Source organism: Roseivirga sp. BDSF3-8, assembly GCF_041449215.1.
Lineage (GTDB): Bacteria > Bacteroidota > Bacteroidia > Cytophagales > Cyclobacteriaceae > JBGNFV01.
Genome location: NZ_JBGNFV010000001.1, coordinates 4,927,175 through 4,950,681 on the forward strand (window position 1 = coordinate 4,927,175; position 23,507 = coordinate 4,950,681).

Genomic DNA, 23,507 nt, shown 5'->3' on the forward strand with positions numbered 1-23,507 from the left:
TTTTTGGGGATTTTGGATAAAATAAGTGTTGGGGAGGCCTAAATAGGATTTTAAAGATGATTTAATTGAACGAAAATACTTTACTGGCTTCCTTTATCAGCTCAGCTGTATTTCGCACTTTAAATTTACTCATGAGATTTTTGCGATGAGAGGTAGCCGTGTGGCTACTGATATTGAGTCTTTCTGCCAGCTCCTTTGAAGAGAGCCCTTCTGCTATAAGCTGCAGCACCTGCATTTCCCGATCACTTAGTTGCTCCAGCCTGTTTTTAAGCCATTTGTACCTGTGAAAATGCTCGTTTACCTCACGCAGCCTGATTTCCTCGCTGCTTTTCTTAATTTCTGTGAGTTTCTGGCGGGTGGTACTCATTTCACGTTCGTCCAGATAGGTTGAAAGCACGCTAAGGAGATATTCAGATTTGTGGTGTACCTCTGTTACATCTTTGACCATCCCCACCATCACCGTTGCAGGGTTTATGTCAAGGTCAAATATGGTGGTATATACCTCAAAGTGTCCATACTCTCTACGACTGGTCTGTAGTTTCAGTGTATATTTTCGTATGGACGGTTCTACCTTTTGCTGAAAATCCCTGAAGTCCTGTATTTGCTCTTTAAAGGTCTGCATAACTATGGGCTTATCTTCAGGGTGTATTTGGGAAAGAAAAAACTCCGAACCTTCTTCTTTTAAATTGTCCAATGAATGCCCCGTGATCTGAAGTAATGGACGAGAGGCATGAACCATTCTTCCAACTGAGAGATCAATTAAAAAATAGGATGCACAAGGGATATGATCAAAGAAAGAAAGAAAATGATTGAAGAAGGAGCCTGAATGTAGCAGATCTTTCAGGTGCAGCTCCCCACTTGCTTGTTTCATATATAACTGGCTAAAATTGAATGGATTCTGCCTATAGTCTTGCTTTTAGACAAAATCCAATATAGCTATTTATTTCAATTACCACACTAAATTTTTTGTTGTTGGTAACTGACGATAAATTTCAGATAGATTTGCAAGGCGTATTAAATTAACCTTTTAAGACAGATGGCAGCCAGAAAGATTAAAAAGGAAGAGCTATTGGAAAAAAGTGCTGAGATAATTAGAAAAAAAGGATATTTCGGCACATCTATGGATGAACTGGCAAAAGCCTGTGGGCTGTATAAAGCCAGCTTTTATTACTATTACCCAAGTAAAGAAGAACTGGTATGTGCCATATTAGCTTACTACCTCGAGGAAATTGAAAGACAGTTATCCGAACTGTTTAATAGAGAACTTTGTCGGCCAGAGCTTAAGAAACAGCTTCTTGACCTCTACCTTAACTGGTCAGGAGAAGGCAATAAGGGGCATTTGTTTGCTATTATTGGAATAGAGACTGCCCAAACCAGTAATGAGCTTAGGGTAGCGATCAGGCAGGCATATAGATTGTGGTTACAGTACTTTACCCGCATATTGCAGGGTGCATACCTCGAAGTGGAAGCGGACGCTATTGCAAATCAGATGATTATAGAGCTGGAGGGCGCAGTAACTCTATCCAGAATAATGGGGGACCTGACGTATGTCCAGGATACCACAAGTAAAATCACGAAACGGATGCGATAGTCTTTCATTTTGATAATACTGTTATTTATGTAAATGGGTCTTCATTGGATTTAATAGATGATTTTCAAATCCATGTTTTCATTTTGATAATGGCTTGGCTCCTGTAACAGCTTAATTGCTCATTTTAGGCATTGGCACTATTTTTGTAATAATGTTGTGGTGAAACCATTTGCCATGACTATCAACAGAAGAGTTCTACGTCCATTCCTTTTATTGCTCGGGGTGATTATCGCCTCACTTATAGCCATTCAGTTTATTTTATTTTCAGGTAGTAAGATCAGAGAGGTTTATCAGAATACTAAATTAGAGAACACCTCTGTCATTGATAATTACCTGAATCCTCTGATTACTCTTTATGGTGATTTTCATTAAAGGCAATGCTTGTCTATGTAAGATTTTTCGTCTAATTATTCACCTGTCAAATCTGTGATTCGCTAACTTTCTTGTTTTCAGAATTGACTGGTTTCTGACCTTTGATTTATCCTTGCATTAAAACCTTCTTACTGTTATAAATTCTGTAGTTTCCCTGCATAAAACACTATCTGACCATACTCCTCCTGAGATTCCCCTTTTTGTTTAATCCCCTTAAAAGTGAGTAATTCTATCTAAAACAGACTGTAAGATATGATCACCACTCAATTAAGTGCTTTGATTCAACTAGCCAAAGTTGACAATCAACTTGATGATTCTGAACTGAGGCGCATTATGAATATCGGGAAAGCCAATGGCATGGCGGAACAGGATGTGCTGCATGTAATAGACCATCCGGAAAGTAATTTTACCCCCGAGTACATGACCGATGATCAGCGCTTTGAATGCTTATATATGGTGATACAGCTGATGAAGGTTGACGGTCAGGTATTCAAAAGCGAGATTGAATTTTGCGTGAGTCTGGCTAAAAAACTAGGCTATAAAAAGGATGTTGTAAAGGTTATGTCAGGAATGATCTATAGCGATCCTAAAATAACGACCGACAGAGCATTCATGAAAAAACGAGCTCAAAGATATCTTGATAAGCGACGTAGCCTGATATCCGCAGCCATCTAAGATCTTTTCAGAGGTAGTAAATACTTCTTTCTACCTCTACCTTTTCCACATCTTCGGTCATCCAGCAACCTTCAAAAGGCTCGGCGCGTTGCTGTCTCAACGTAAACAGGTATAAGGTAGCTTCATTTTTCTGGTCCAATAGTACTACGTACTGGTATGCCTTCCTCCCATCGATGATAAGGTCATCAAGTATATATCCTTTAAACTGAAATAGTGGCTTGTAGGCAGGCGATTTTACTTGCTCTACAAATCTATGCAAGGGGCCGGTCCAGGTCTGACTTTGGGGAGATGCATAGTTAAAGGTTACGACAATTCCTTCATTGGTTCTGCTATCATTTTGTTGAAGGGCAGTTAGTTGGATTGAAACTACCTGTTCTGGTGATAGTTCGGGGTGTGGGATGGGATGATCACTTAATAGATGCATGTCCTGTGCCTGCTTACTGCTTAATAGGGCATCAGGGTTTTTCCCATGATCATCTACCATGCCACCGACCAATAAAAATGCCGTACAATAAATTACGAAGCAGAAGAAGATGAGGATTATGTAACGAGTTGTTGAGAAAAGTCCGTTCATATGACATGGGGTCGTCTGTTAATTATTTAACGCCCTTAGTCTCAGCTTGTTTTTGAACTACATTCTAAACATTGAAAGATTTTCAGGCATTGCCTACTTCATCTACCAGTTTATTAAGGCTGGCTTTTGCGTCTCCAAACAGCATTCTTGTTTTTTCTCCAAAAAACAGTTGGTTTTGTATGCCTGCATAGCCTGTACTCATACTCCTCTTTAATACAACTATATTTTTAGCCAGTTCTACATCAAGAATGGGCATGCCATAAATAGGACTGGCGCTATCCTCCTTAGCCGCAGGATTTACCACATCATTAGCACCAATAACCAGTACCACATCTGTGTTGGAGAAGTCTTTATTTGCTTCTTCTAACTCCAGTAGTTTAGGATAAGGGACGTCTGCTTCTGCGAGGAGTACGTTCATGTGTCCTGGCATGCGGCCAGCTACGGGATGAATAGCATACCGGACTTCCACACCTTCTTCTTCCAGTACCTGCTCCAGCTCATGGCAAATATGCTGTGCCTGCGCTACTGCTAACCCATAACCCGGCACCACGATAACTCTGCTGGCGTACTTCAGCATGATGGCAGTATCTGTGTAGGTAGCTTCTTTTACCACCTCCTCCCTACCCTCGGCACTGCCGGAACCTTTGGTGCCGAAGCCTCCGATGATCACGTTGAGTAAGGACCGGTTCATGGCCTGGCACATAAGTATGGTAAGTATGGTGCCGGAGGCCCCTACCAGGATGCCGCCGAAAATCATTACCTGGTTGTTATAGATAAACCCGGCCAGAGCGGCACCTATTCCGGTGATACTATTGAGAAGAGAAATTACGACCGGCATATCACCACCCCCTATAGGCAGCACGAAGGTTACGCCGTATACCAGGGATAAAGTGAGAAAAAGGTATACATAAGGCATGGATAGATAATCCATGGAAAGGTTGAAAGCCCCAAGCCCCAGCAGTACAAACAGCAGTAACAGGTTGATAGCTGTAGGGGCCGGCAGATTGAAAGAGTCCCGCAAAGAGCCTTGTAGTTTGCCGTATGCCACTATGCTACCTGTAAACGAAATGCTTCCAACCAGTAAGGCGAAGAGCGTGGTAAGCATATTGAGAGAGAATACTCCGGCTTCCGACGTGAAATTGTAAAACTCCACCATGGCAATAAGCATGGCGCAGGCTCCCCCAAGCCCGTTGAGTAAAGATACCATTTCCGGCATAGCTGTCATCTGCACTTTTTTGGCGACAATTAGTCCGATAAGGGCTCCCAGCACGATACCTCCAAGTATCCATAAATAGTTGCCGTTACTCTCCGGTATGGGAGCAATCAGGGCGGCAATTATGCCAAGTATCATGCCGGTAGCAGCCATAAGGTTGCCCTGGCGTGCACTGTCCGGATGGCTAAGTTTTTTAAGGCCAATAATAAATAATACCACAGCGGTGAGGTACGCTGTATCTATAAGTCCTTGTGGTATCATTTGCCTCCTTTCTTTTTACGCTTGTTGAACATTTCAAGCATACGGTTAGTCACTGAAAATCCCCCGGCCACATTTATCATAGCAAGTGTGATGCCTGTAAAACCCATGATCAGGATGGCATAATCATCCGGGGCTGCTTTCCGTATCAGGATTATGGCACCGATTATCACTACTCCGCTGATGGCATTAGCTCCGGACATCAGAGGGGTGTGTAGTACCGTAGGTACCTTGGAGATTACCTCCATTCCGAGGAATACGGCAAATACCAGCAGGTATATAAACTCTATGTGAGTATGGATAGCGGTAAACAGATCTTCCATAGAATTACAGGTTAGGTTGGATGCTGGTAATAGCGTTTGCCCTGGTATACCAGACAGCTGGGTCCGGCAACAGGGTTTTCAGGATCAAAGCTGAAAGATTTATCTTCCGCAATAAACACTTTGAGGTAGTTAAAAAGGTTCTTGCTATAAAGCATGGAGGCATGCACGGGTGCAAGAGCAGACAGGTTCGAGTCACCGACTATTGTGACACCGTAGTGCTTAACCGTTTCTCTGTCTTTGCTTAGCTCACAGTTACCTCCCGTGGAAGAAGCCAGATCTATAATCACGCTTCCAGGCCTCATTAACTTAACGGTGGACTCTGGTATCAGTGTCGGGGCTGGTCTACCCCTAAGTTGGGCAGTAGTTATCACCACATCGCTCTTCGCTATTCTATCCTTGATAAGTTCCTGTTGCTTTTTCTTGTACTCATCTGACTGTTCTACCGCATAACCCCCGGCACCCTTTTCGTCTCTGGCTCCTTCTACCATCACAAATTTACCTCCGAGGCTTTCTACCTCCTCTTTTACAACGCTACGGGTATCAAATGCCTCTACTACTGCGCCGAGCCTCCTGGCGGTGGCTATAGCCTGCAACCCCGCTACACCTGCGCCCAGGATCAGGGCCTTGGCAGGAGGAATACTGCCTGCAGCCGTGGTTAACATGGGGAAATACCTTGGCAGGTGCCCCGCAGCCAGTAATACTGCTTTATATCCAGCAATAGACGCCATAGAACTTAGTACATCCATGCTTTGAGCCAGCGTAATACGGGGAATCATATCCAGACTAAAGGCGGAAAGGTTGATGCTGGCTAGTAGGTCGGGAATATCAGGACGGGCAAACGGTTCAAACTGGCTAATGAAAACCGCATCTTTATTTACCCTTGAATATTCATCATCTTTGAGCGGAGTGATGGAACAGGCAACCAGGCTGGCTTTTAGTATCTCTTGACGGTCTGCCAGTGAAGCTCCTGTATCGGCGTATTGCTGGTCATCAAAAAAGGCCTGCAGGCCGGCTCCCTTTTCTACCAGCACTGTATGGCCGTCCTCTATAAGGGTATGCACCGTATCAGGTACCATACATACCCTGGGATCATGTTCCGGCTCCTTAAGTATTCCGATCTGCATATGATAAGAAATGTTCCTTATTAATATAAGGAATTTTCCGTATAGAGGGAACCAAAAAAAGCCGACCCTGGAAAAGAGTCGGCTCTGTTATTCAGTCAATTATAGCTTATGCCTTAGTTATCATGCAAGCCACCTGTTAGTTTGACTAACTCAGCCAGGGTGATAACCCCTTCCATTATATATGGCTCTTCTTCTTTTGTGATACTCTCTTGCTCTGATTCAGGTAGTTCAGGGTCGATTGATACACCTACCAGGTCTGCCATGGCCTCGCGCCTTTTTTCGGCTTCTTCCATTTCAGCTTTTCTGGTTTCCAGATTCAGGCTAATCTTGGTATCCTTTCTTGCTTCTTTGATCTCTTTAATATCTGCTTTTAGCTCCTGCAGGTATTTATCAGAGTCCATACGATTTTCGTAGTTTTTAAGCAGGGAGGCTACAAGATCCTTATTAATATGACCGGTTGTATTATAGCGGGTACCCGCTATCTGGTCCCAGGGAAGAGCACTTGGCTTGCTGCTTTCGCCAAACTCTTCGGCACTAAACGCGCTTGGAAACTCGATATCAGGTGTAACTCCCTTATGCTGAGTGCTACTGCCATTGACGCGGTAAAATTTAGCGATGGTAAGCTTTACCTGGCCAAGCGTGTCCTCAGAATAGGGCATATACTGGTCAAGGTCCAGTAAGTTTTGTACAGTGCCTTTACCGTAAGTTTGCTCACCCAGGACAATGCCACGATGGTAATCCTGTATGGCACCTGCAAAAATTTCACTGGCAGAGGCACTGAAGCGGTTAATCATCACTCCCATCGGACCTTTATAGACCATCTGATCATCGGGGTCTCTCATTACTTCTACCTTACCCTGGCTGTCTTTTACCTGTACCACCGGGCCATCTTCTATAAAAAGGCCGGTGAGTTCTATAGCCTCTGAAAGGCTACCGCCGCCATTAAAGCGAAGGTCTATTAGAAGGGCATCAACCTGCTCCTGATCCAGCTCGCTCAAAAGCTTTCTTACATCACGGGTGGTGGATTTATAATCTTTATCACCTCTTCTGGCAGCTTCATAGTCCAGGTAGAAGGCGGGTATGGTAATGACGGCTACTTTATAGTCTTTGCCATCAACGTTTTGGGTGATCAGCTTTTTTGAAGGAGCCTGCTCTTCAAGTTTTACCTTATCTCTTATTAACGTAAGGGTAAAGGGTAGCCCGTTAGCGCCTTCCTCTGCAGGAAGCACTTCTAGTCGGACGGTGGTGCCTTTTGGCCCGCGAATGAGTTTAACTACATCATCCAGACGCCACCCTATCACATCAACTATCTCACCTTCTTCACCCTGACCTACACCAATAATTTTATCGTCTTTATTGATTTGTTTACTACGGAAAGCAGGTCCACCGGCAATAACATCAGCAACTTCAACATAGTCGTTATTCATGCGCAGACTTGCTCCGATACCTTCCAGGCTTTGGCTCATCTGTATTTTAAAGTTTTCGCTGGTGGTAGGGGAAAAATAGGAGGTATGAGGATCTAAAGCGGCTGCAAAGGCATTGAGAAAAAGCTGAAATACATCTTCAGAGTTATACTGGCGAATGGTTTTTTCCATGCGTTCGTATCTCTGCTTAAGGTTATCTTTAAGCTCTTCATCTGTACGGTCACTTAGCTTGAGGGACAGCGCTTGGTTCTTAACCATTTTTCTCCATACTTCATCTAATTCGTCATTAGTGCTGGCATAAGGAATATCCTCTCTATCTGTGTCGTAGTACTCTTCCTGAGTAAAGTCAAAATCCTTCTCTAAGAGGTCGTACACATAATCCATGCGGTCAAGAAAGCGCGTCCTGAACACCTTAAAAATGGCATAGGCTGCGTCAGACTCTCCGTCCTCAAGCATGTCGTCTATTTCAGAAGCATATAAGTCATTAAACTCTCTGACATCTTCCTCCAGGAAATACACTTTATTGTAATCCAGTGTTTCCAGCAGGTTCTCCAGTATTACCTGTGAAAGGGAGTCATTAAGCTCTGTGTCACGATAATGGTAACGGGTAAGAATCTGTGAAACAAGAATAGCTTCCCGCTCATATCCCTGCTTTGGCTGAAGGATAGCGGTGGTATCACCGGGTCCCTGATCCAATACTTCAGGTTTGGTTGCAAAAAAACTTAAAACAGCAAACAGCGAAATTGCGCCTAAAACGGTCTTACCCATAATCATATACAAGGTGTAAAATTTCGAAGGTAAATTGTCTTTTCCACTTTATCAAAAAAGAGCAGGTAGACTTTATTTAATACCCCTTTCGGAAAGATAAGGTTTCGAATATGTACTTATTATTACTATAACGCTATTTAAGCGGTTTGCAGTACCCATAACCGGTAAATTTCCTGATAATTGGTACATAGATATCAGTACAATTTGATTTGATATTTGCCCTGTTTTTACCTTGAGGCTAGCAAAATTTCACTATATTTAGATTCCTTCATTTTCCGGAAAAAGTGAAAACAGACTTGCTGGCCAAAACAGACGATTTACCAAAGGAATTAGTTTCCTTTCGTTGGAAAGGAATGAGTCTTCCTATTGTCCACCTACCCGAATGGACAATTGATACTAAAGATGGAAGCTACTCATTCAGAGCGTATTTAGTTGATAATGATATCCTTCTCATCAAGGATAGTGGCTATATCACACCACAGCTTGCCCGGCAGGCGGTGGTCATTTTTGAAAAGATAATTGAATACAGTGGTCAGAAGAAATTATACTTTCTGGCAGATCTGAGCGAATTAAAATCGATGCCCCGTAGTGCACGGAAAGTGTTAAAAGAGGCAGACGATAAGCTACAAAAATACTGGCATCATTACTTTTTTATTTACAATAGGGTCATTCGTACAGTTTACCGGATCTATAAAACCTTCTACTCAAACGCTCTCAGGAACTCGACCATTTCCAATAACCTATCTGAAGCACTGAATAACTGTCTGGCTCTAAAAGAGCAGTCTTCTACCCAACCCTTAACAGTAAAGCCCGGCAAACCGGAGCATAAGGACTATGAAAAGCTTTCAAGAGATGAACTGATCAATCTCCTGCTACAATCTGAGCAGGAAAAAGAGGTGATCAGAGAAAAGCAGCAAGTCCATCTTGAACAAATCTTTAAAGCAATAAGCCGGATTTCATGGGATGATCAGTTTGTGCCTGAAGTGTTGGAGTTGTCCGATGATGGGGACCCGTTTCAGCCCATGTTTCAGGCTATTACCATTTTACAGCAGGATATAAGCGAAATGGTGGGTGAGCTTCGGGAGCTTAACCGGAACCTGGAGGAAAAAGTAACTGAGAGAACGTTGGAGATTGCCAAAAAAGAGGCGAATCTGCTAAGTCTTATCGAAAACACGAAAGATTTTATTTTCTCGCTCGATGGTGAATTTCATCTAATAATAGCTAATAAGTCTTACACGGATCATATAAGAAAACAGTTTGGATGTGAGCTTAGACCCGGTGTAGACATGATGGAAGTGTTTTCTAAGGAGTTGGTAAGTTTTTGGAAACCCCTCTATAATAGGGCATTTACGGGCGAGGTATTTAGCCAGGTGGTACAGCGTAAGATCAATGGTAAGCTATCTGTTCTTGAATCATTCTTTAATCCCATAAAGGATACAGCGGGAAATATTAGCGGGGTGTCTGTTTTTGTGAAGGATATTACTGAGCAGAAACTTAATGAAAAAAGGCTTCTGGAACAGAATAAGGAGCTAAAGAAGGTAAATGAGGAACTGGACCGGTTTGTATACAGTGCCTCTCATGACCTCCGGGCTCCCCTGCTTAGCCTGCTTGGGCTTATCAATATTGCGCGGATGGATGAGGACATAGCCCGCCGGACTGACTACCTGGATATGATGGATTCCAGTGTAAAAAAGCTGGATAAGTTTATAGGTGAAATTATTGATTATAGCCGTAATACGCGGCTGAACCTGAGCAGAGATTCCATTGATTTTTCCGAACTGGTTGAAGAGATCGTAAAGGAACTACAATTTGTAGATCACAGTAACGCTGTTAAAAAGACATTTTCTGTAGATCAGGAGGGTGACTTTATCTGCGATCGAATGCGAATAAAGGTATCCTTGACGAACATAATCTATAATGCCATCCGGTACAGTGACCAGAACAAAGCGGAACCTTATGTACACATAGCGGTAAAAGCCGATGAAAACCTGGCCCGGGTAAAAATTGAGGATAATGGGCAGGGGATACAGTCTAAGCACCAGGCTAAAATTTTTGATATGTTCTACCGGGCAAATGAAAACACCTCCGGCTCGGGATTAGGTCTTTATATCGTAAAGGAAACGGTAAATAAACTTAAGGGTAAGCTGAGCCTGGACAGCGAATACAAAAAAGGGACTACCTTTTCACTGGAAGTCCCTTCTGTAAAAGAAAGCTAAGCCGTGTTCTTATCAGTTAATAATATTTCTGGCTACCGCTGGTGGTTTTACCATATACTTTTACTTTTCCTCTGCTGTTAATAACGAGATCACGCTTACCTTCGGAAGATCCTGCTTTTAGAGAGCCGCTAGTGGCATGAAGGTCAAAGTGAATATCTTCAGTATCATTGATCAGGTCTATTCTTATCGATCCGGAAGTAGATTTAAATTCGCTATCGCCTTCAAGATCTACCTCATTTCCGATGATGCTACCAGATGTGCTTTGTGCCTTAAGGCGACATTTTACTTCTGTCAGTCTAATGTCACCTGAGGAAGTTTCCAGGTTCATGTGTCCCCGGGCCTCGGTAATACGGATACTTCCGCTACTGGCCTCGGCCTCTATATCGCCTTTTATTTCGTCAAGTGTCTGACGACCACTGGAGGTTTTGCTATTTACAGGACCTTCTATGTCTGATAGGTAGATGTTACCAGAACTTGCCTCTACCTGTAACCGTCCCCTGACATCTTTGACATCAACATTACCGCTGCTGGCATCGGCCGCTACATCTTCATCTATGCCGGCGATATTTACATTTCCTGATGAGTTTCTGACTTCAATTTCAGTTTTTACAGGCACTTCGAGTTTAATAATGCTTCGGCCGCTACTGCTATTCCATGACCACATTCGGTTGGGTCTTTCTATCCATACTTCCAGTTTATCTCCATTTACTTCGTGAAGGATTTTGTAATCCTCATCGTCCTCATCCACGCTAAGCTCTCCGGTGAGGTGTACGTTGCTTTTAGGTGTTCCTACAATCTCAACATCTACATAGGAGCCTTTTACTTCAACTTTTTTGATGCCGTTAAAGCTTTCGTCAACAGTATGCTGTGCCTGTGAAATAACTGGCCATAAAAAGGCGAGGGACAGGGCGGTGGTGATAACGGAAATTTTCATAGTGTATAATTATCAATTATATGAATAGTTAATTAGCGTAAACTGTGCCAAAAAGACAATTGCAGGTCAAACAGGGTTGCACGGCCGGAGATAAATTTTCAATAAAAATCAATGTTCATTTTCGTGCACACTACTGTCCACTGGTGAACGCACCAATTACTTGCGATGAAGCTGCCATAAGCGGTAAAAAAATCCTAGTAGAACAATAGCAGAGGCTACGCCTAAGATGATATACGTATAAGGAGCGGAACTAAACCCGAATCCTGCTTCCAATGCTCTCAGAAGATTACGAAAGCCTAAAAAGGACGATATTGATAGAATGATGATGAGTAAAAGGTTGAGTACGAACCCATTTTTATAGGCAGGTGAGACTATTCCTTTGTGATTGACCGCGAGTGCTATGCAAAATGTGATAATAGGTAGCACCATACCATTGAGTGCCTGTGCCAAAAGGATTACGGGCACCGGCTTTAATTGCAATAGCCCGAAGATGGTGCCAGTCACCCATACTACAACCCAACCAATGGTGTAGGCTTTTTTGCCGGCATATTTATCTGGTACAGACATCTGTACGGTAAGGCCGGCAGCCAATGGAGCAGTTACACTAGAGGTAAAGCCTGCGGAAAACAGGCCGATAGCAAATAGCCAGGAAGCGCCATTACCAAATGTTTCCTGAAGTGTATTAAAAAGTTTATCGAAGGTTAAGGGGGCCTGAATAAGAGTACCACATACGATAACTGCCGAAGAAAATAAACCACCCAGTACGATAGCGGGAATCAGCCCTTGCCGCATATGGGAGACTGTCTGACCGGAACTGATGCCTGAGCCGAGGAAAAGGTTGTATGGAACAATCGTAGTACCTATTAGCCCCAAAATCAGGAGTTCACTGCCTTCGGGTATGGATGGATAAAAGAGGCTCAACCAGCCCTCTTCAGGTCCTTCTGATAATGATGGGGCCTGGATTGCCACTACCATAAATGAGATGCCCATGAGTGCTACCACGAAGCCCAAGTAATAGGAAACCTTATTGGAAGAGTTTCCTACCAGTAAAATAGCCGCCAGACCGCCCACAATAAGTGTGAGGACCCATGGAGGGATGGAGGAGACGAGGGACCCCCCCGCCACGGCTCCCAGAATATTCCCTGCCTGGTAGGCTGCACAACCGAAAACGACGCTGAAGCCTACTAAATAACGTAGCCAACCTGTACGGCCGGACAGGACACCAATGGCCTTTCCTAAGGATAATCCAGACACTATGGTGATTCTTGAAGCAGCTTCCTGCAGCACAACGCAGCCAAATACTGAAAAAATAAGGGCCCACATAAGGGAAAGTTGGTAGCTGCTTCCTGCGGATGCAGCCGTAGCAACAGTACCAGGACCGATAAAAGCAGCGGAAATTACTGCCCAGAACAGTACATTACGCCAACCAGAGAACTTAGTCATCTTTACCGAAGGCTCCTCCTCCTGGTGTTTCAAGTATAAGTGTATCACCAAGATGAAGGGTCTGCTTTGTATCTGGCGCAAAGCTTTCCTTGCTGCCATCACGGCGCATGATGTGTTGAACCCCTACCCTGCCTTCGTCTCCACCTTCGATACCATAAGGCGCCTGTTGGCGGTGTTGTGCCAATAGGGAAAGGTCTATTTCTTCCAGAAAGGTAATACTTCGTATGACACCATCACCTCCCGGGAATTTTCCTCCACCGCCGGAGCCTTTGCGGATCTTAAACTCATTAAGTCTGACGGGATAGCGCCATTCCATTATCTCGGGGTCGGTTATTTTAGTATTGGTCATATGCTGATGAGTAGCATGAGCGCCGGGAAAATGGGGACCTGCTCCTACCCCGCCGGCAATTGTTTCGTAATACCCGAAGGTGTTATTTCCAAATACCAGGTTATTCATGGTCCCCTGACTGCAGGCTGCAAGGCCAAGGGCTTTAAGGAGTGTATCCGTAAGCCGCTGGCTGACTTCGGTATTACCTCCTACCACTGCGGGACACTTTTCAGGGTCAGCAGCAAAAACAGGATTGAGTAAGCCCTCCGGAAGATTAATTGTGACATTTTCCATCAGCCCTTCATTTAACGGGAGTGATTCCGAGGACAGCAGTCTTAATACGTACATTACCACACTTCTGACTATGGCTGGGGTCGCGTTATAATTCCGGGGATGTACAGTACCTGAGCCCGTAAAGTCGATGGTGAGGTGCTTACTATCGAATGCCATTTTTACCTGCAGCGGGTGGCCATCATCAAGGTATTCGCGGGCTTCGAAGGTGCTTCCTTCATACCTTGAAAAAGCCCTGGTTAACGAATCGGTCGCCTGATGCCTTAGCTCTTCCATGTATTTTTTGACCGATTCCGGGCTATGTTTGGTAGCCAGTTTCTGCAAGAGCGTAATTCCATGCCTGAGTGAGGCAACAGCGCCCCTGAGGTCTGCCAGGTTTTCTTCAGGATCTCTGCTTGGGTAAGGGCCGTCGCTGAGTACCTTCCGTATCTCGTTCCATTTCGCCTGTCCTTCTTTGAAGAGGTACATTGGCTGGATAACCACACCTTCCTCGGCGAGGTTAGTGGCATCAGGCGGCATGGATCCCGGAGATTTACCGCCAAGTTCGGCATGGTGAGCCCTGTTTGCCAGGTAACCTAGCAGGGTGCCAGTATCATCATATACCGGGCAGATAAGCGTGATATCGGGAAGGTGCGACCCTCCGAAACCAGGGTGGTTGGTGATCACAATATCTCCCTCCTTCATATGGTGGGTCTTCAGAACTGTCCTCACGCATAAACCCATACTGCCAAGGTGAACAGGTATATGCGGAGCATTCACTACTAACTTTCCTGCTGAATCCAGCAGGGCACAACTGAAGTCGAGTCTTTCTTTTACATTTACTGAAAAGCTGGTACGCTCCAGCATTGCGCCCATCTCTCTGGCAATGGAAGCAAAGCGATTAGTGAAAAGGCTAAGCTCTATTTCAGGGGGCCTGCTAATAGAATGAATAGTTGCTTTACCGGACTTTTTGTATTCAATTTGAAGACTTAAATGAGTATCGATGAAGCCCTGCCAATCTTTTTCTAAAAATACTGTGCCGGTGGCACTGATTACCAGTGCGGGTCCTTCCAGGCTAGCTCCGGGTCTCAGGTCGCTCCAGTTATATATCGCGGTCTCTAATTTAGCATAGGGGCCACTAAGTGTACAGGCTTTAACGGCCGGATGCTTCCAGGCAGGTTTTGTATCCGGTCCCGACTCGCTTCCCTGATTGGAGGCGACCAGTATTTTTATACTTTCAATCTCTACAGGGCGATTCTCAAGGTAGTGGCCATAAATTTTTTCGTAGGCTTCACGGAAGTCTTTAAGCGGAGACTGAGAATAAGGTATTTCAATGCTGGTTTCCTGGCCTTTCAGCCGCATGTATAACCAGGCATCTTTTATCGAAAGTCTGTCTTCCGTTTCGCCTTCCTGAATAAGAAGTGATTTGCCTTCTGCCGCCAGTTTATTGTAGATGGCTGATAAGTCAGCCTTTGAAACTTCCTCCAGCAATTGCAGTATCTGATGTTGTACAAGGCGGGAAACCTCACTGGAAGCTATCCCTAGAGCACTCAAAATACCGGCGTCAGCAGGAATTATCACCTTTTGCATATCCAGTAATTCAGCTACCTGACAGGCGTGCTGTCCACCTGCACCACCAAATGCCAGCAGGGCATATTCTGACGGATCATAGCCTTTACGCTGACTAATCTGCCGCATGGCATCAGCCATTTTTTCATTGGCTATTTGCAGAAACCCAAGCAAAACTTCCTGTGGATCTCTGTCAGGTATTTGATCCATAACTTTCCGGAAAGCCTCCTCCGCGTGGTCAACACTCAGTGGGATGGTGAACCCGTGTGGGTCTGTTCTTCCTAGCAACAGGTTTACATCAGTAAGGGTGAGAGGCCCCCCGGCCCCATAACATGCAGGCCCCGGATCTGCTCCGGCACTTTCTGAACCTACAGTGAGTTTGAATCCATCGTATTGACAAATGGAACCTCCCCCAGCAGCTACGGTCTCTATGGCTAATGAAGGGGTGGAAAGCCTGGCGTCTCCGATGGATAAGGTGTATTTGAAGTCATAAGAGCCATCATAGCGAGCCACATCGGTGCTGGTCCCTCCCATATCCAAGGTAAGTAGCTGTTCAGTTTCTGATTGCTTACCAGCACTGGCGGCTCCTACCACTCCTCCGGCAGGCCCGCTTAGCAGACTGTCTTTAGGCTCAAAATGGTCCACATGGTTGAGTCCTCCGGCACTAGTCATTATTAACAGCCTGCTACCCGGTAGTTTACTTTTTATATTGGACAGGTAGTCATGGATGACAGGGGAAAGGTAGGCATTTACTACGGCTGTTTCTGCCCTGGGCAGAATTTTAATGGTAGGTGAAAGAGAGGAAGAAACGCTTACATATTTAATACCCGCTTGGTTTACCCTTTCAGCCAGCAGGTTTTCATGCTCCGGGTTCAGGTAGCTATGCATCAGACAAATAGCCACTGACTCTACCTTGTTTTCTAAAAGACGGTGGATAATTGTTTCAATTTTACCCTCATCCAGAGCAAGCAGGACATTGGCTTTGCTATCAAGTCGTTCAGGTACGGCAATTACCACATCGGCGAGTGTAGGTGCCTTCACTATATCCAGTGCGAAAATATCGGGACGTTGCTGATCTCCTATTTCAAGCAAATCAGTAAACCCTTCGGTCACCAGCAAGGCAGTCCTGGCTCCCTTCCTTTCCAAAAGGGAATTAGTACCGCGCGTAGTCCCAAGACGCATATCCACCGGGGGTATCGTTTCGCTAAGCGGGGTAGCCGTCAATAGTCTTGTTGCCAAAATGGGCGCTTCCTCTCCGGCTGTGATTTCGAAAGAGGCAGGCAGGACTGTTCCGGCAGGTAGTGCTTCTCCTAATTCTATTCTGCCTTCATCCAGTTTACTAGAGATAATATCAGTAGTAAAGCCAGTATCAAGGAGGTGAAAAGTATATCCTTTAAAAATATCTCCGGTAGCCGACCAACTTTGCTGTACAGTTAGTACATTCTTCTCCTGGCTATGCACATAGCCTCTAAGACGGCTGCTGGAAAGAACTTTTATACGGTGAATAAGGCCATTGGGGTCTGTGGCAATACAATCCGTAAATGTTCCTCCGGTATCTATGCTGATTTTCCAACGAACGGAGTTATGGGTATTATCTGGCATGGGCTGAATATAAGAAATGATCCCTCTAATACCCATTGATAAGAGTGAACGTCAGGCTTTAGTAAGGGTCAGTGGATAATTGAAGTTACAAACCTACCCTCTTTATAAATTATCTCGGTAGCCGCATTGCCCTTGATCTCAGCCTCACCTTCCAGGTGATAAATCACCACTCCCCCGTAAGGAATGCCAATGCCTCGTGACATAGAAGTACTTTTTGAAACCATGTTTTGTAACATAGGCCATTCTGGCTCATCTTCATGAGCACTAATTAAAAAAGGTGCAAGTTTTAGCCCCTCAATGAAGCCTGATTCTGAGTTTTGAGAATGCGGGATCTGCCAGCCAAGTTGCATGGCCCCGGCTGAAACCCCCATTAGTAAAGCTCCCTGATTATATCTTTCTAGTAATAGCCTTGGAATATGTGCTTTCTGCATGACTTCCCAGCCGGCTACCGGATCACCTCCGGCCAGTAAAATGATGTGGGCTTTTTTCAGTATTTCTTTTGCCTCCGAAGAAAAGGTCGCCGGAATCATATGGCAATCATAGATACCAAGGCGTTGCATCGCCTGTTCAAATAACTCAAAGAAAACGGGTTCATCACCATTGGAAGCACCTATGTAGGCCGCTGTGAGCGTTGGTGTTGACTTTACAGAGCTGGGTGGATGAAACAGGCTCGGAATCTCGGCCAAAAGCGGAGTGCCGTCAGACTGGTTAGTAAAAAGAGGCTGGCTATCGGCCAGTAAATAGATTGGTTTAGTATGTTGCATCATAGTGACGCAAAAGTATAAAGCAAAAAAAAGCGGTCAAGCATCCGGGCCTTCCGCTTTTTTGCTGGTTGAAACATTAGCTGGTCAATTCATAATAGCTGGTTGAATTGCTCTGCTGGTTGATTACATAACTAGTTTAATTTTCTGGGGCTTCACAGCCCGGGAATATAGCTGATATATAAAAGTTGGTTGAAAAGGTCTCGTTTAATAGCTGTTAACATTTCAAAGGTGCACCAATTACGATAAAGAAGAAAGGAAATATAATGGCTTTTGTAACATCAATATAAGTATACTAAACAATGTTATTAGGTGTTTAAATAACTTTAAGTAAAGTTAAAATTTACAAAAAGCCCTTAAAAAAGACATTGATATTTTTTTTGTAACATTGGGTATGAAAAAATGCAGAGGGTATAAAAAGAAAAAGCGGATAAAAATATCCGCTTCCTTAATTTTTTGTGTTTAACGGGGCTTACATCCATTTAACTTTACCCTTAACTATACTGTTAGACTTGCCCCCATTGCCCTCCTTGGCTTTGTACACAATCATCCTGTTCCCGAAAAACTCTATGCCATTAAGTTTTTCTATGGCTTGAATTGAATCATTTTTCTTTTTCATTTCTACAAAGCCGTAACCTTTGGACTGGCCCGTAGATCTGTCAATGATAATCTTAGCAGATTTCACTTCGCCAAATGATTCAAAAAGGGTCTGAAGTGCCTTGTCATTGATCTTTTCATCCAGATTTCCTACATATATATTCATACCTCATAGCACTTTTAAGATTGCGATCCTATCATTTTGCCAGTTTAAGAACCGGCTTACCTAAAACGAATCGTACTTATTTAATGTAAAACAATACACAAATAGTTTCCGAATTCATTGAAATTTTATTGGTGTTTTGGTTGGGTATTGATAACGCTGATTATTCCTAATTATTCGCATCGAACTGATTTTTAGGCTTAAAAACTTTTCCCACACATTATTTTCACTGCTTATTTCTCTTAGTTACGGGTTTGTTTTTTACTCAATAACCATGTGTTTATCTAAATACCTCACGTATTTTTTTACATAGTAACTTCTCCCTGTCAAACAGTCACTACTTTGCCCGGTTTTGTCATCAGATAGATGGATTAAAAAGAACATAACATGCGGTACGACGCAGTAATTATAGGTAGTGGCCCAAATGGCTTGTCAGCAGCAATATACCTGCAACAAAGGGGACTCAGTACTTTATTGCTTGAAAAGGCCGCCATGGCAGGCGGCAGCACACGGACTGAGGAAGCGACCCTGCCAGGTTACCTCCACGATATTGGGAGTGCTGTACACCCACTTGCTGCTGCGTCCCCTTATATGAGTACATTACCATTAAAAGACTTTGGGTTAGAATGGGTATATCCTGAATTACCCTTGGTGCACCCCCTACCGGATGGCAGGGCCTTAGGTCTTTCTCAAAGCCTTGAGGAAACTGCAGGAATGCTTGGCAGGGATGCAAAGGCTTATGAAAAGCTAGTAGGGCCTATAGCAAAAAACTGGGACCGCCTTGGGGGGGACTTACTAGCTCCCCTATCCTGGCCTGCTAACCCCTTTTTGCTGGCGCGATTTGGTTTGAGGGCATTATGGCCGGCGTCGCTACTTTCCAGTAAACTCTTTTCAGAAGAGAGTACCCGCACCCTTTTCTTTGGTCTGGCTGCTCACTCAGGGCTGCCAATGACCGCAACAGCTTCGTCTGCATTCGGTCTTGTTCTGGCAGCAACGGCTCATTCAGTAGGATGGCCCTTCCCTAAAGGAGGTGCTCAGGCTATACCTAAGGCTCTTACAGCGTACTATAGTAGTCTTGGGGGAGAAATTAGGTGCGATTTTCAGGTAGAATCCTTTTTCGATATCCCCACAGCTAAGGCATACCTGTTTGACCTTACGCCGGCTCAGCTATTAAAGATCAGGGGCTTGAACTTATCACTAAGGTACAGAGAAAAGCTCAGCGACTTCCGGTATGGCCCTGGAATATTCAAAATAGATTTTGCCCTAAGTGATCCCATTCCCTGGAAAAACGATGCTTGCAGAAAGGCAGGTACCATCCATATTGGTGCATCAGCCGATGAAATTGCCGAATCTGAAGCTGGTATTGCTGAGGGTATTGAGCCTGACAAGCCCTATATGATCCTTGCTCAGCCTACTCTCTTCGACTCTTCTCGAGCTCCGCAGGGAAAACACATTGCCTGGGTGTACTGTCACGTGCCGAACGGCTCACTCAAGGATATGACTGAGCCAATAATCAGGCAAATAGAAAGACTTGCACCGGGATTCAGGGAGGTAATTATTGCACAGAGTTGCCGGAATAGCTTTGATATGGAACAATGGAACGCCAACCTGGTAGGCGGTGATGTAAATGGTGGTCTTCAGGATATCAGGCAGTTATTTTTCAGGCCTGTTATAAAGGCAAAACCTTACCGCAGCTCTCAACCTGATGTATATCTCTGCTCCTCTTCCACCCCACCTGGTGGAGGTGTACACGGTATGTGCGGCTTCCACGCGGCAAAAACAGCTTTTAGTGACCATTTTAAATAAATTCGCCATTGAGAATTTTAGCTTCCGAGCCATCCAGTAAAAATACGGATGCCGGCTTACCACTGATGCATTCTCTGAACTCAGGCCCATATAGGCTGGATATATCCGCATCCAGTTGGTAATTAGTTACTTTATGTACGTTCCAGCGGGGGTGATCTACATGGTACTCTTTAGTCTTTTCCTGTGAATAAGCGCTGTATCCATAGTAATGTTCAGTGATGAACATTTCTTCTGAATCTTGTCTGACAGGATTGCCCTTCAAAGCGGCAGTGGCTGATAAGGACTGCCATTTACCTTTGTACTTCCAATGATAAGCTGCGTTATAAGAATTGTCCCAGTTCACCTCATGGCTCATGGGATGGTAAACGTACTTTTCCCGGTAAAGTAATCTGGCCGTCCACGCTATGGCAGGTTTTGGTACTATCTCCTTTATAAAAACTACCCCTCTACGCCAGTCATCTCCTGTACGACGTTTCACATAAAAGCGAAGATTTACCTCCTCAAAATTTACGTGGAAAGGAATCTTTACCCCCTTAATACGGGTGTTTAAAAACATAAAACCAACCATACTTGCGTAGCATTTGCCATTGAAGAAATCCAGCTCGGTCCCTTTAGGAAGGTGGGGTTTGAGTATTTCAGGGTCAAGTATATAATTGGCCATAATAAGGTGTCTCCACTCAGCGGTAAGAAAGGTTGGCTTCATTTATTTAATACTTTGCGTATAATAGTTAATTAACTGAATTACAGTTAATTATGAATATAATCTATAGAATTGCTTAAAGTATGAACCGGAGGGGCTCAGTGAAGTTTATTGAGTATGTCTAAAAGTACAAAACGAGAGCCGGCAAGAAAAGGAGAAGAGTCAGTCTGGGATTATCCCCGACCTCCCGCTATACAGCCTGAATCAAGACACGTCATGGTGGTTATAGATGGCGTGGTTGTCGCAGACTCTAATAAAGCCTACCGGGTTTTAGAGACCAGCCACCCTCCGGTATTTTACATTCCTCCTAAAGATGTCAGAACTGACTTACTGGTCACTTCCGCCAAGTCCTCCTTTTGTGAATTTAAGGGAAAGGCATTGTATGCTAAATATGAGCATGGTAATAAAAGTATAGAGGCCGTTGCGTGGTATTACCCCTCCCCGGATAAAGCGTATGAAAGTATTAAGGGGTATTACGCTTTTTATCCTTCCAAAGCAGATAAATGCATGGTGGCGGATGAGGAGGTCATGGCACAGGAAGGTGATTTCTACGGAGGCTGGATAACCCGTGAAATCAAAGGTCCTTTTAAAGGAGGCGCAGGTACCTGGGGCTGGTAAAATATTTGGAATTTTAAGCTAAAAAAATTGGTTGTACTGTTTTAGCAATCAGTATAATAGGTTATTTTTGCTAATAATGAACGAAGGGACTCAGGAAAAACTAAAAATTCTGGCAGACGCTGCTAAATACGATGTTTCCTGCGCCAGCAGTGGAAGCAAGCGTAAAAATAAGGGAGGATTGGGTAATAGTGATGGTATGGGAATATGCCACAGCTATACTGAGGACGGTCGATGTGTAAGTCTTCTCAAAATTCTATTAACTAATCATTGTATTTTCGACTGCGCTTACTGTGTCAGCAGAAAGAGTAATGACATAAAACGGGCTGCGTTTACGGTAAAAGAGGTGGTTGACCTTACCATCAACTTTTATAGGAGAAACTATATTGAAGGACTGTTCTTAAGTAGCGGCATATTTAAAAATGCCGATTACACGATGGAAAGACTTGTACGGATTGCTAAGGAATTACGTACAATTCATAAGTTCAATGGCTACATTCACCTTAAGGCAATACCGGGAGCCAGCGATGAACTTATAAGGGAAGCGGGCATGTATGCTGACCGGCTTAGCGTCAATATGGAACTGCCTTCCGAACCCAGCCTCAAGAAACTGGCTCCTGAAAAAAACTACCAGGAGATTTATAAACCCATGAGCTCCCTGCGGCATGCGATCATTGAGCATAAGGAGGAAAAGAAAAAGAGCCGTAAGGCCCCGCTTTTTGCTCCAGCGGGACAGAGTACTCAAATGATCATTGGCGCAACTCCGGAGCATGACCTGCATATTCTTTCACTAGCAGATTCATTATACAAGCAACAGCAACTCAGGCGTGTATACTATTCCGGTTATGTTCCAGTACTATCCGACAGCCGGCTGCCTAGTATTTCTCACCCTCCCCTGCTGCGGGAAAACCGCTTATACCAGGCTGACTGGTTATTACGATTTTACGGATTTACTGTCAATGAACTAGTGGATGAGGCTAATCCCGACCTGCCATTTGATGTAGACCCTAAGCTTGGCTACGCCCTTCGTTACCGTCATTTATTTCCGGTAGATATAAACAGAGCGGAAAAAGAGATGCTTCTTCGTATACCCGGCGTGGGGGTTAAGTCTGTACGGTTGATTCTCCAAAGCAGGAGGTTTGGTAAAGTGACGTATGATCACCTTCGGAAAATGGGCCTCGCTTTGAATAGGGCAAAGTATTTCATCTCCTGCCCCGGGAACCCTTTTTCAGTAATGGGTGAACACACTGAAAACCGTCTTAAGCGGATGATTCTTAGTGACACTACCAGCCGATTGCATAAAAGCTCTCAGCTTAACCTCTTTGCCTCCCCTGCCCTCACATGATCTCTTACATTTATGATGGATCTTTTGAAGGTTTTCTGACGCTTGTATTCGAAGCTTACGAGCGCAAAGCCTATCCGGAAACCATAATGATTAAGGGGAAGGTTCAGCCCCTTTTATTTGGAGAGCCAGTGGAGGTGTTTACTGATGAAAGTAAAAGCAGCAGGGTCTGGAGGGGGCTGATAAAGAAAGTGTCACATGGCAATGCGAGAAAGTTATACCGTGCTTTCCTGAGTGAGCAATCAGGAGTGGAAATGCTTTTATTCCGCTTGATTTCAGACGTTTTTGACAGAAATAATACAAAATTGGATGACTTTCGTCAGGCTGAGATATTAGAACTTCACCGGTTAGATAAGATGATTGGCAGGGAAGTCCACCGAATGCATGCTTTTGTACGTTTTCGAAAGAGTAAAGACGGACTGTATTTTGCACTCATCGAGCCGGATTTTAATGTTATTCCTCTGATAGGCTCACACTTTAAAAAGCGATATACTGATCAGCCATGGCTCATTCTGGATATTCGCAGAAATTATGGTATCCATTATGACCTCAAGGAGATGAAGGAAGTGCGGATCATAGAGCGGTCCCGGGGCCTGCGCGAATTATATCACTCAACACCTGAGGGGATTGAAGAAAGTGATGACGGCTACCAGGAACTGTGGCGTACTTATTTTAATTCTGTAAATATCCCTGAGCGCAAAAATCTGAAATTACATCTGCAGCATGTACCTGTAAGGTACTGGAAATATCTCCCTGAAAAACATAATACCTCTAAATAGGTACTGATTTCCTCTCTTTTTGTCCTCTGCCTTTCGGTTTAGGTACCATTATCCTTTTAT

Annotated in this window: 20 protein-coding genes; 8 read left to right on the top strand and 12 right to left on the bottom strand. The window is 44.2% G+C overall.

Features of this window, described 5'->3' with window-relative positions:
• Positions 1-61 precede the first annotated feature (61 nt).
• A complete protein-coding gene (locus AB9P05_RS20360; RefSeq protein WP_371910683.1) occupies positions 62-871 on the bottom strand; it encodes a LuxR C-terminal-related transcriptional regulator in 810 nt (269 codons plus the stop codon).
• Positions 872-1,036: 165 nt separating this feature from the next.
• On the opposite strand from AB9P05_RS20360, the gene AB9P05_RS20365 reads away from it, so the two are divergent.
• From AB9P05_RS20365 to AB9P05_RS20375, 3 genes are all read left to right on the top strand, one after another.
• Positions 1,037-1,591: a TetR/AcrR family transcriptional regulator gene (locus AB9P05_RS20365; RefSeq protein WP_371910684.1), complete on the top strand. Its 555-nt coding sequence runs from the start codon at positions 1,037-1,039 to the stop codon at positions 1,589-1,591.
• A 174-nt stretch (positions 1,592-1,765) separates the two neighbouring features.
• The gene (locus tag AB9P05_RS20370) at positions 1,766-1,963 is read left to right on the top strand and encodes a hypothetical protein (protein WP_371910685.1); all 198 of its coding nucleotides are present in this window, start codon (positions 1,766-1,768) and stop codon (positions 1,961-1,963) included.
• Between the two features lie 252 nt (positions 1,964-2,215).
• Positions 2,216-2,638, top strand: coding sequence for a TerB family tellurite resistance protein (locus AB9P05_RS20375; protein ID WP_371910686.1), 423 nt, complete (start codon positions 2,216-2,218; stop codon positions 2,636-2,638).
• A 7-nt stretch (positions 2,639-2,645) separates the two neighbouring features.
• Here the strand turns inward: AB9P05_RS20375 and AB9P05_RS20380 are convergent, their stop codons facing one another.
• From AB9P05_RS20380 to AB9P05_RS20400, 5 genes are all read right to left on the bottom strand, one after another.
• Positions 2,646-3,212, bottom strand: coding sequence for a DUF4864 domain-containing protein (locus AB9P05_RS20380; RefSeq protein ID WP_371910687.1), 567 nt, complete (start codon positions 3,210-3,212; stop codon positions 2,646-2,648).
• An 82-nt stretch (positions 3,213-3,294) separates the two neighbouring features.
• Positions 3,295-4,686, bottom strand: coding sequence for an NAD(P)(+) transhydrogenase (Re/Si-specific) subunit beta (locus AB9P05_RS20385; RefSeq protein WP_371910688.1), 1,392 nt, complete (start codon positions 4,684-4,686; stop codon positions 3,295-3,297).
• The gene (locus AB9P05_RS20390; RefSeq protein WP_371910689.1) at positions 4,683-5,006 is read right to left on the bottom strand and encodes an NAD(P) transhydrogenase subunit alpha; all 324 of its coding nucleotides are present in this window, start codon (positions 5,004-5,006) and stop codon (positions 4,683-4,685) included. The genes AB9P05_RS20385 and AB9P05_RS20390 overlap by 4 nt, the downstream gene beginning before the upstream one ends.
• 11 nt (positions 5,007-5,017) lie before the next feature.
• Positions 5,018-6,130 carry an NAD(P) transhydrogenase subunit alpha gene (locus AB9P05_RS20395; RefSeq protein ID WP_371910690.1) on the bottom strand — a complete coding sequence of 371 codons (1,113 nt, stop codon included), beginning with the start codon at positions 6,128-6,130 and terminating at the stop codon, positions 5,018-5,020.
• Positions 6,131-6,243: 113 nt separating this feature from the next.
• The gene (locus tag AB9P05_RS20400; RefSeq protein WP_371910691.1) at positions 6,244-8,322 is read right to left on the bottom strand and encodes a carboxy terminal-processing peptidase; all 2,079 of its coding nucleotides are present in this window, start codon (positions 8,320-8,322) and stop codon (positions 6,244-6,246) included.
• Between the two features lie 284 nt (positions 8,323-8,606).
• On the opposite strand from AB9P05_RS20400, the gene AB9P05_RS20405 reads away from it, so the two are divergent.
• The gene (locus tag AB9P05_RS20405) at positions 8,607-10,538 is read left to right on the top strand and encodes an ATP-binding protein (RefSeq protein WP_371910692.1); all 1,932 of its coding nucleotides are present in this window, start codon (positions 8,607-8,609) and stop codon (positions 10,536-10,538) included.
• 16 nt (positions 10,539-10,554) lie between these two features.
• Here AB9P05_RS20405 and AB9P05_RS20410 read toward each other — a convergent pair whose 3' ends face one another.
• The 5 genes from AB9P05_RS20410 to AB9P05_RS20430 all read right to left on the bottom strand — a co-directional run bounded on the left by AB9P05_RS20410 (position 10,555) and on the right by AB9P05_RS20430 (position 18,208).
• Positions 10,555-11,472: a DUF4097 domain-containing protein gene (locus tag AB9P05_RS20410; protein ID WP_371910693.1), complete on the bottom strand. Its 918-nt coding sequence runs from the start codon at positions 11,470-11,472 to the stop codon at positions 10,555-10,557.
• Between the two features lie 156 nt (positions 11,473-11,628).
• A complete protein-coding gene (locus AB9P05_RS20415) occupies positions 11,629-12,948 on the bottom strand; it encodes an NRAMP family divalent metal transporter (RefSeq protein ID WP_371910694.1) in 1,320 nt (439 codons plus the stop codon).
• Positions 12,908-16,684 carry a hydantoinase B/oxoprolinase family protein gene (locus AB9P05_RS20420; RefSeq protein WP_371910695.1) on the bottom strand — a complete coding sequence of 1,259 codons (3,777 nt, stop codon included), beginning with the start codon at positions 16,682-16,684 and terminating at the stop codon, positions 12,908-12,910. Before AB9P05_RS20420 ends, AB9P05_RS20415 begins: the two co-directional genes overlap by 41 nt.
• A 68-nt stretch (positions 16,685-16,752) precedes the next feature.
• Positions 16,753-17,451, bottom strand: coding sequence for a Type 1 glutamine amidotransferase-like domain-containing protein (locus AB9P05_RS20425; protein WP_371910696.1), 699 nt, complete (start codon positions 17,449-17,451; stop codon positions 16,753-16,755).
• Between the two features lie 466 nt (positions 17,452-17,917).
• Positions 17,918-18,208 (bottom strand): RNA recognition motif domain-containing protein, encoded by a 291-nt coding sequence (locus tag AB9P05_RS20430; protein ID WP_371910697.1) that lies wholly within the window; start codon positions 18,206-18,208, stop codon positions 17,918-17,920.
• Between the two features lie 384 nt (positions 18,209-18,592).
• Here AB9P05_RS20430 and AB9P05_RS20435 point away from each other — a divergent pair, with 384 nt between their 5' ends.
• Positions 18,593-20,011 (top strand): phytoene desaturase family protein, encoded by a 1,419-nt coding sequence (locus tag AB9P05_RS20435; RefSeq protein ID WP_371910698.1) that lies wholly within the window; start codon positions 18,593-18,595, stop codon positions 20,009-20,011.
• Here AB9P05_RS20435 and AB9P05_RS20440 read toward each other — a convergent pair.
• Positions 20,004-20,714: a YqjF family protein gene (locus AB9P05_RS20440; protein ID WP_371910699.1), complete on the bottom strand. Its 711-nt coding sequence runs from the start codon at positions 20,712-20,714 to the stop codon at positions 20,004-20,006. The two genes, AB9P05_RS20435 and AB9P05_RS20440, sit on opposite strands and share 8 nt — an antisense overlap.
• A 114-nt stretch (positions 20,715-20,828) precedes the next feature.
• On the opposite strand from AB9P05_RS20440, the gene AB9P05_RS20445 reads away from it, so the two are divergent.
• From AB9P05_RS20445 to AB9P05_RS20455, 3 genes are all read left to right on the top strand, one after another.
• Entirely contained in the window at positions 20,829-21,329 is a 501-nt protein-coding gene (locus AB9P05_RS20445) for a DUF427 domain-containing protein (RefSeq protein ID WP_371910700.1), read from the top strand.
• Between the two features lie 76 nt (positions 21,330-21,405).
• Positions 21,406-22,671 (top strand): putative DNA modification/repair radical SAM protein, encoded by a 1,266-nt coding sequence (locus AB9P05_RS20450; RefSeq protein WP_371910701.1) that lies wholly within the window; start codon positions 21,406-21,408, stop codon positions 22,669-22,671.
• A complete protein-coding gene (locus tag AB9P05_RS20455) occupies positions 22,668-23,447 on the top strand; it encodes a TIGR03915 family putative DNA repair protein (RefSeq protein ID WP_371910702.1) in 780 nt (259 codons plus the stop codon). The genes AB9P05_RS20450 and AB9P05_RS20455 overlap by 4 nt, the downstream gene beginning before the upstream one ends.
• Positions 23,448-23,507 lie beyond the last annotated feature (60 nt).

Excerpts from the sequence above, each read along its gene's own strand:
- AB9P05_RS20370 (WP_371910685.1), top strand. The coding sequence starts at position 1,766 with ATGACTATCAACAGAAGAGTTCTACGTCCATTCCTTTTATTGCTCGGG.
- AB9P05_RS20420 (WP_371910695.1), bottom strand. The coding sequence starts at position 16,684 with ATGCCAGATAATACCCATAACTCCGTTCGTTGGAAAATCAGCATAGAT.
- AB9P05_RS20365 (WP_371910684.1), top strand. The coding sequence starts at position 1,037 with ATGGCAGCCAGAAAGATTAAAAAGGAAGAGCTATTGGAAAAAAGTGCT.
- AB9P05_RS20410 (WP_371910693.1), bottom strand. The coding sequence starts at position 11,472 with ATGAAAATTTCCGTTATCACCACCGCCCTGTCCCTCGCCTTTTTATGG.
- AB9P05_RS20455 (WP_371910702.1), top strand. The coding sequence starts at position 22,668 with ATGATCTCTTACATTTATGATGGATCTTTTGAAGGTTTTCTGACGCTT.
- AB9P05_RS20390 (WP_371910689.1), bottom strand. The coding sequence starts at position 5,006 with ATGGAAGATCTGTTTACCGCTATCCATACTCACATAGAGTTTATATAC.
- AB9P05_RS20395 (WP_371910690.1), bottom strand. The coding sequence starts at position 6,130 with ATGCAGATCGGAATACTTAAGGAGCCGGAACATGATCCCAGGGTATGT.
- AB9P05_RS20380 (WP_371910687.1), bottom strand. The coding sequence starts at position 3,212 with ATGAACGGACTTTTCTCAACAACTCGTTACATAATCCTCATCTTCTTC.
- AB9P05_RS20440 (WP_371910699.1), bottom strand. The coding sequence starts at position 20,714 with ATGAAGCCAACCTTTCTTACCGCTGAGTGGAGACACCTTATTATGGCC.
- AB9P05_RS20360 (WP_371910683.1), bottom strand. The coding sequence starts at position 871 with ATGAAACAAGCAAGTGGGGAGCTGCACCTGAAAGATCTGCTACATTCA.
- AB9P05_RS20385 (WP_371910688.1), bottom strand. The coding sequence starts at position 4,686 with ATGATACCACAAGGACTTATAGATACAGCGTACCTCACCGCTGTGGTA.
- AB9P05_RS20450 (WP_371910701.1), top strand. The coding sequence starts at position 21,406 with ATGAACGAAGGGACTCAGGAAAAACTAAAAATTCTGGCAGACGCTGCT.
- AB9P05_RS20375 (WP_371910686.1), top strand. The coding sequence starts at position 2,216 with ATGATCACCACTCAATTAAGTGCTTTGATTCAACTAGCCAAAGTTGAC.
- AB9P05_RS20435 (WP_371910698.1), top strand. The coding sequence starts at position 18,593 with ATGCGGTACGACGCAGTAATTATAGGTAGTGGCCCAAATGGCTTGTCA.
- AB9P05_RS20445 (WP_371910700.1), top strand. The coding sequence starts at position 20,829 with ATGTCTAAAAGTACAAAACGAGAGCCGGCAAGAAAAGGAGAAGAGTCA.
- AB9P05_RS20430 (WP_371910697.1), bottom strand. The coding sequence starts at position 18,208 with ATGAATATATATGTAGGAAATCTGGATGAAAAGATCAATGACAAGGCA.
- AB9P05_RS20425 (WP_371910696.1), bottom strand. The coding sequence starts at position 17,451 with ATGATGCAACATACTAAACCAATCTATTTACTGGCCGATAGCCAGCCT.
- AB9P05_RS20400 (WP_371910691.1), bottom strand. The coding sequence starts at position 8,322 with ATGGGTAAGACCGTTTTAGGCGCAATTTCGCTGTTTGCTGTTTTAAGT.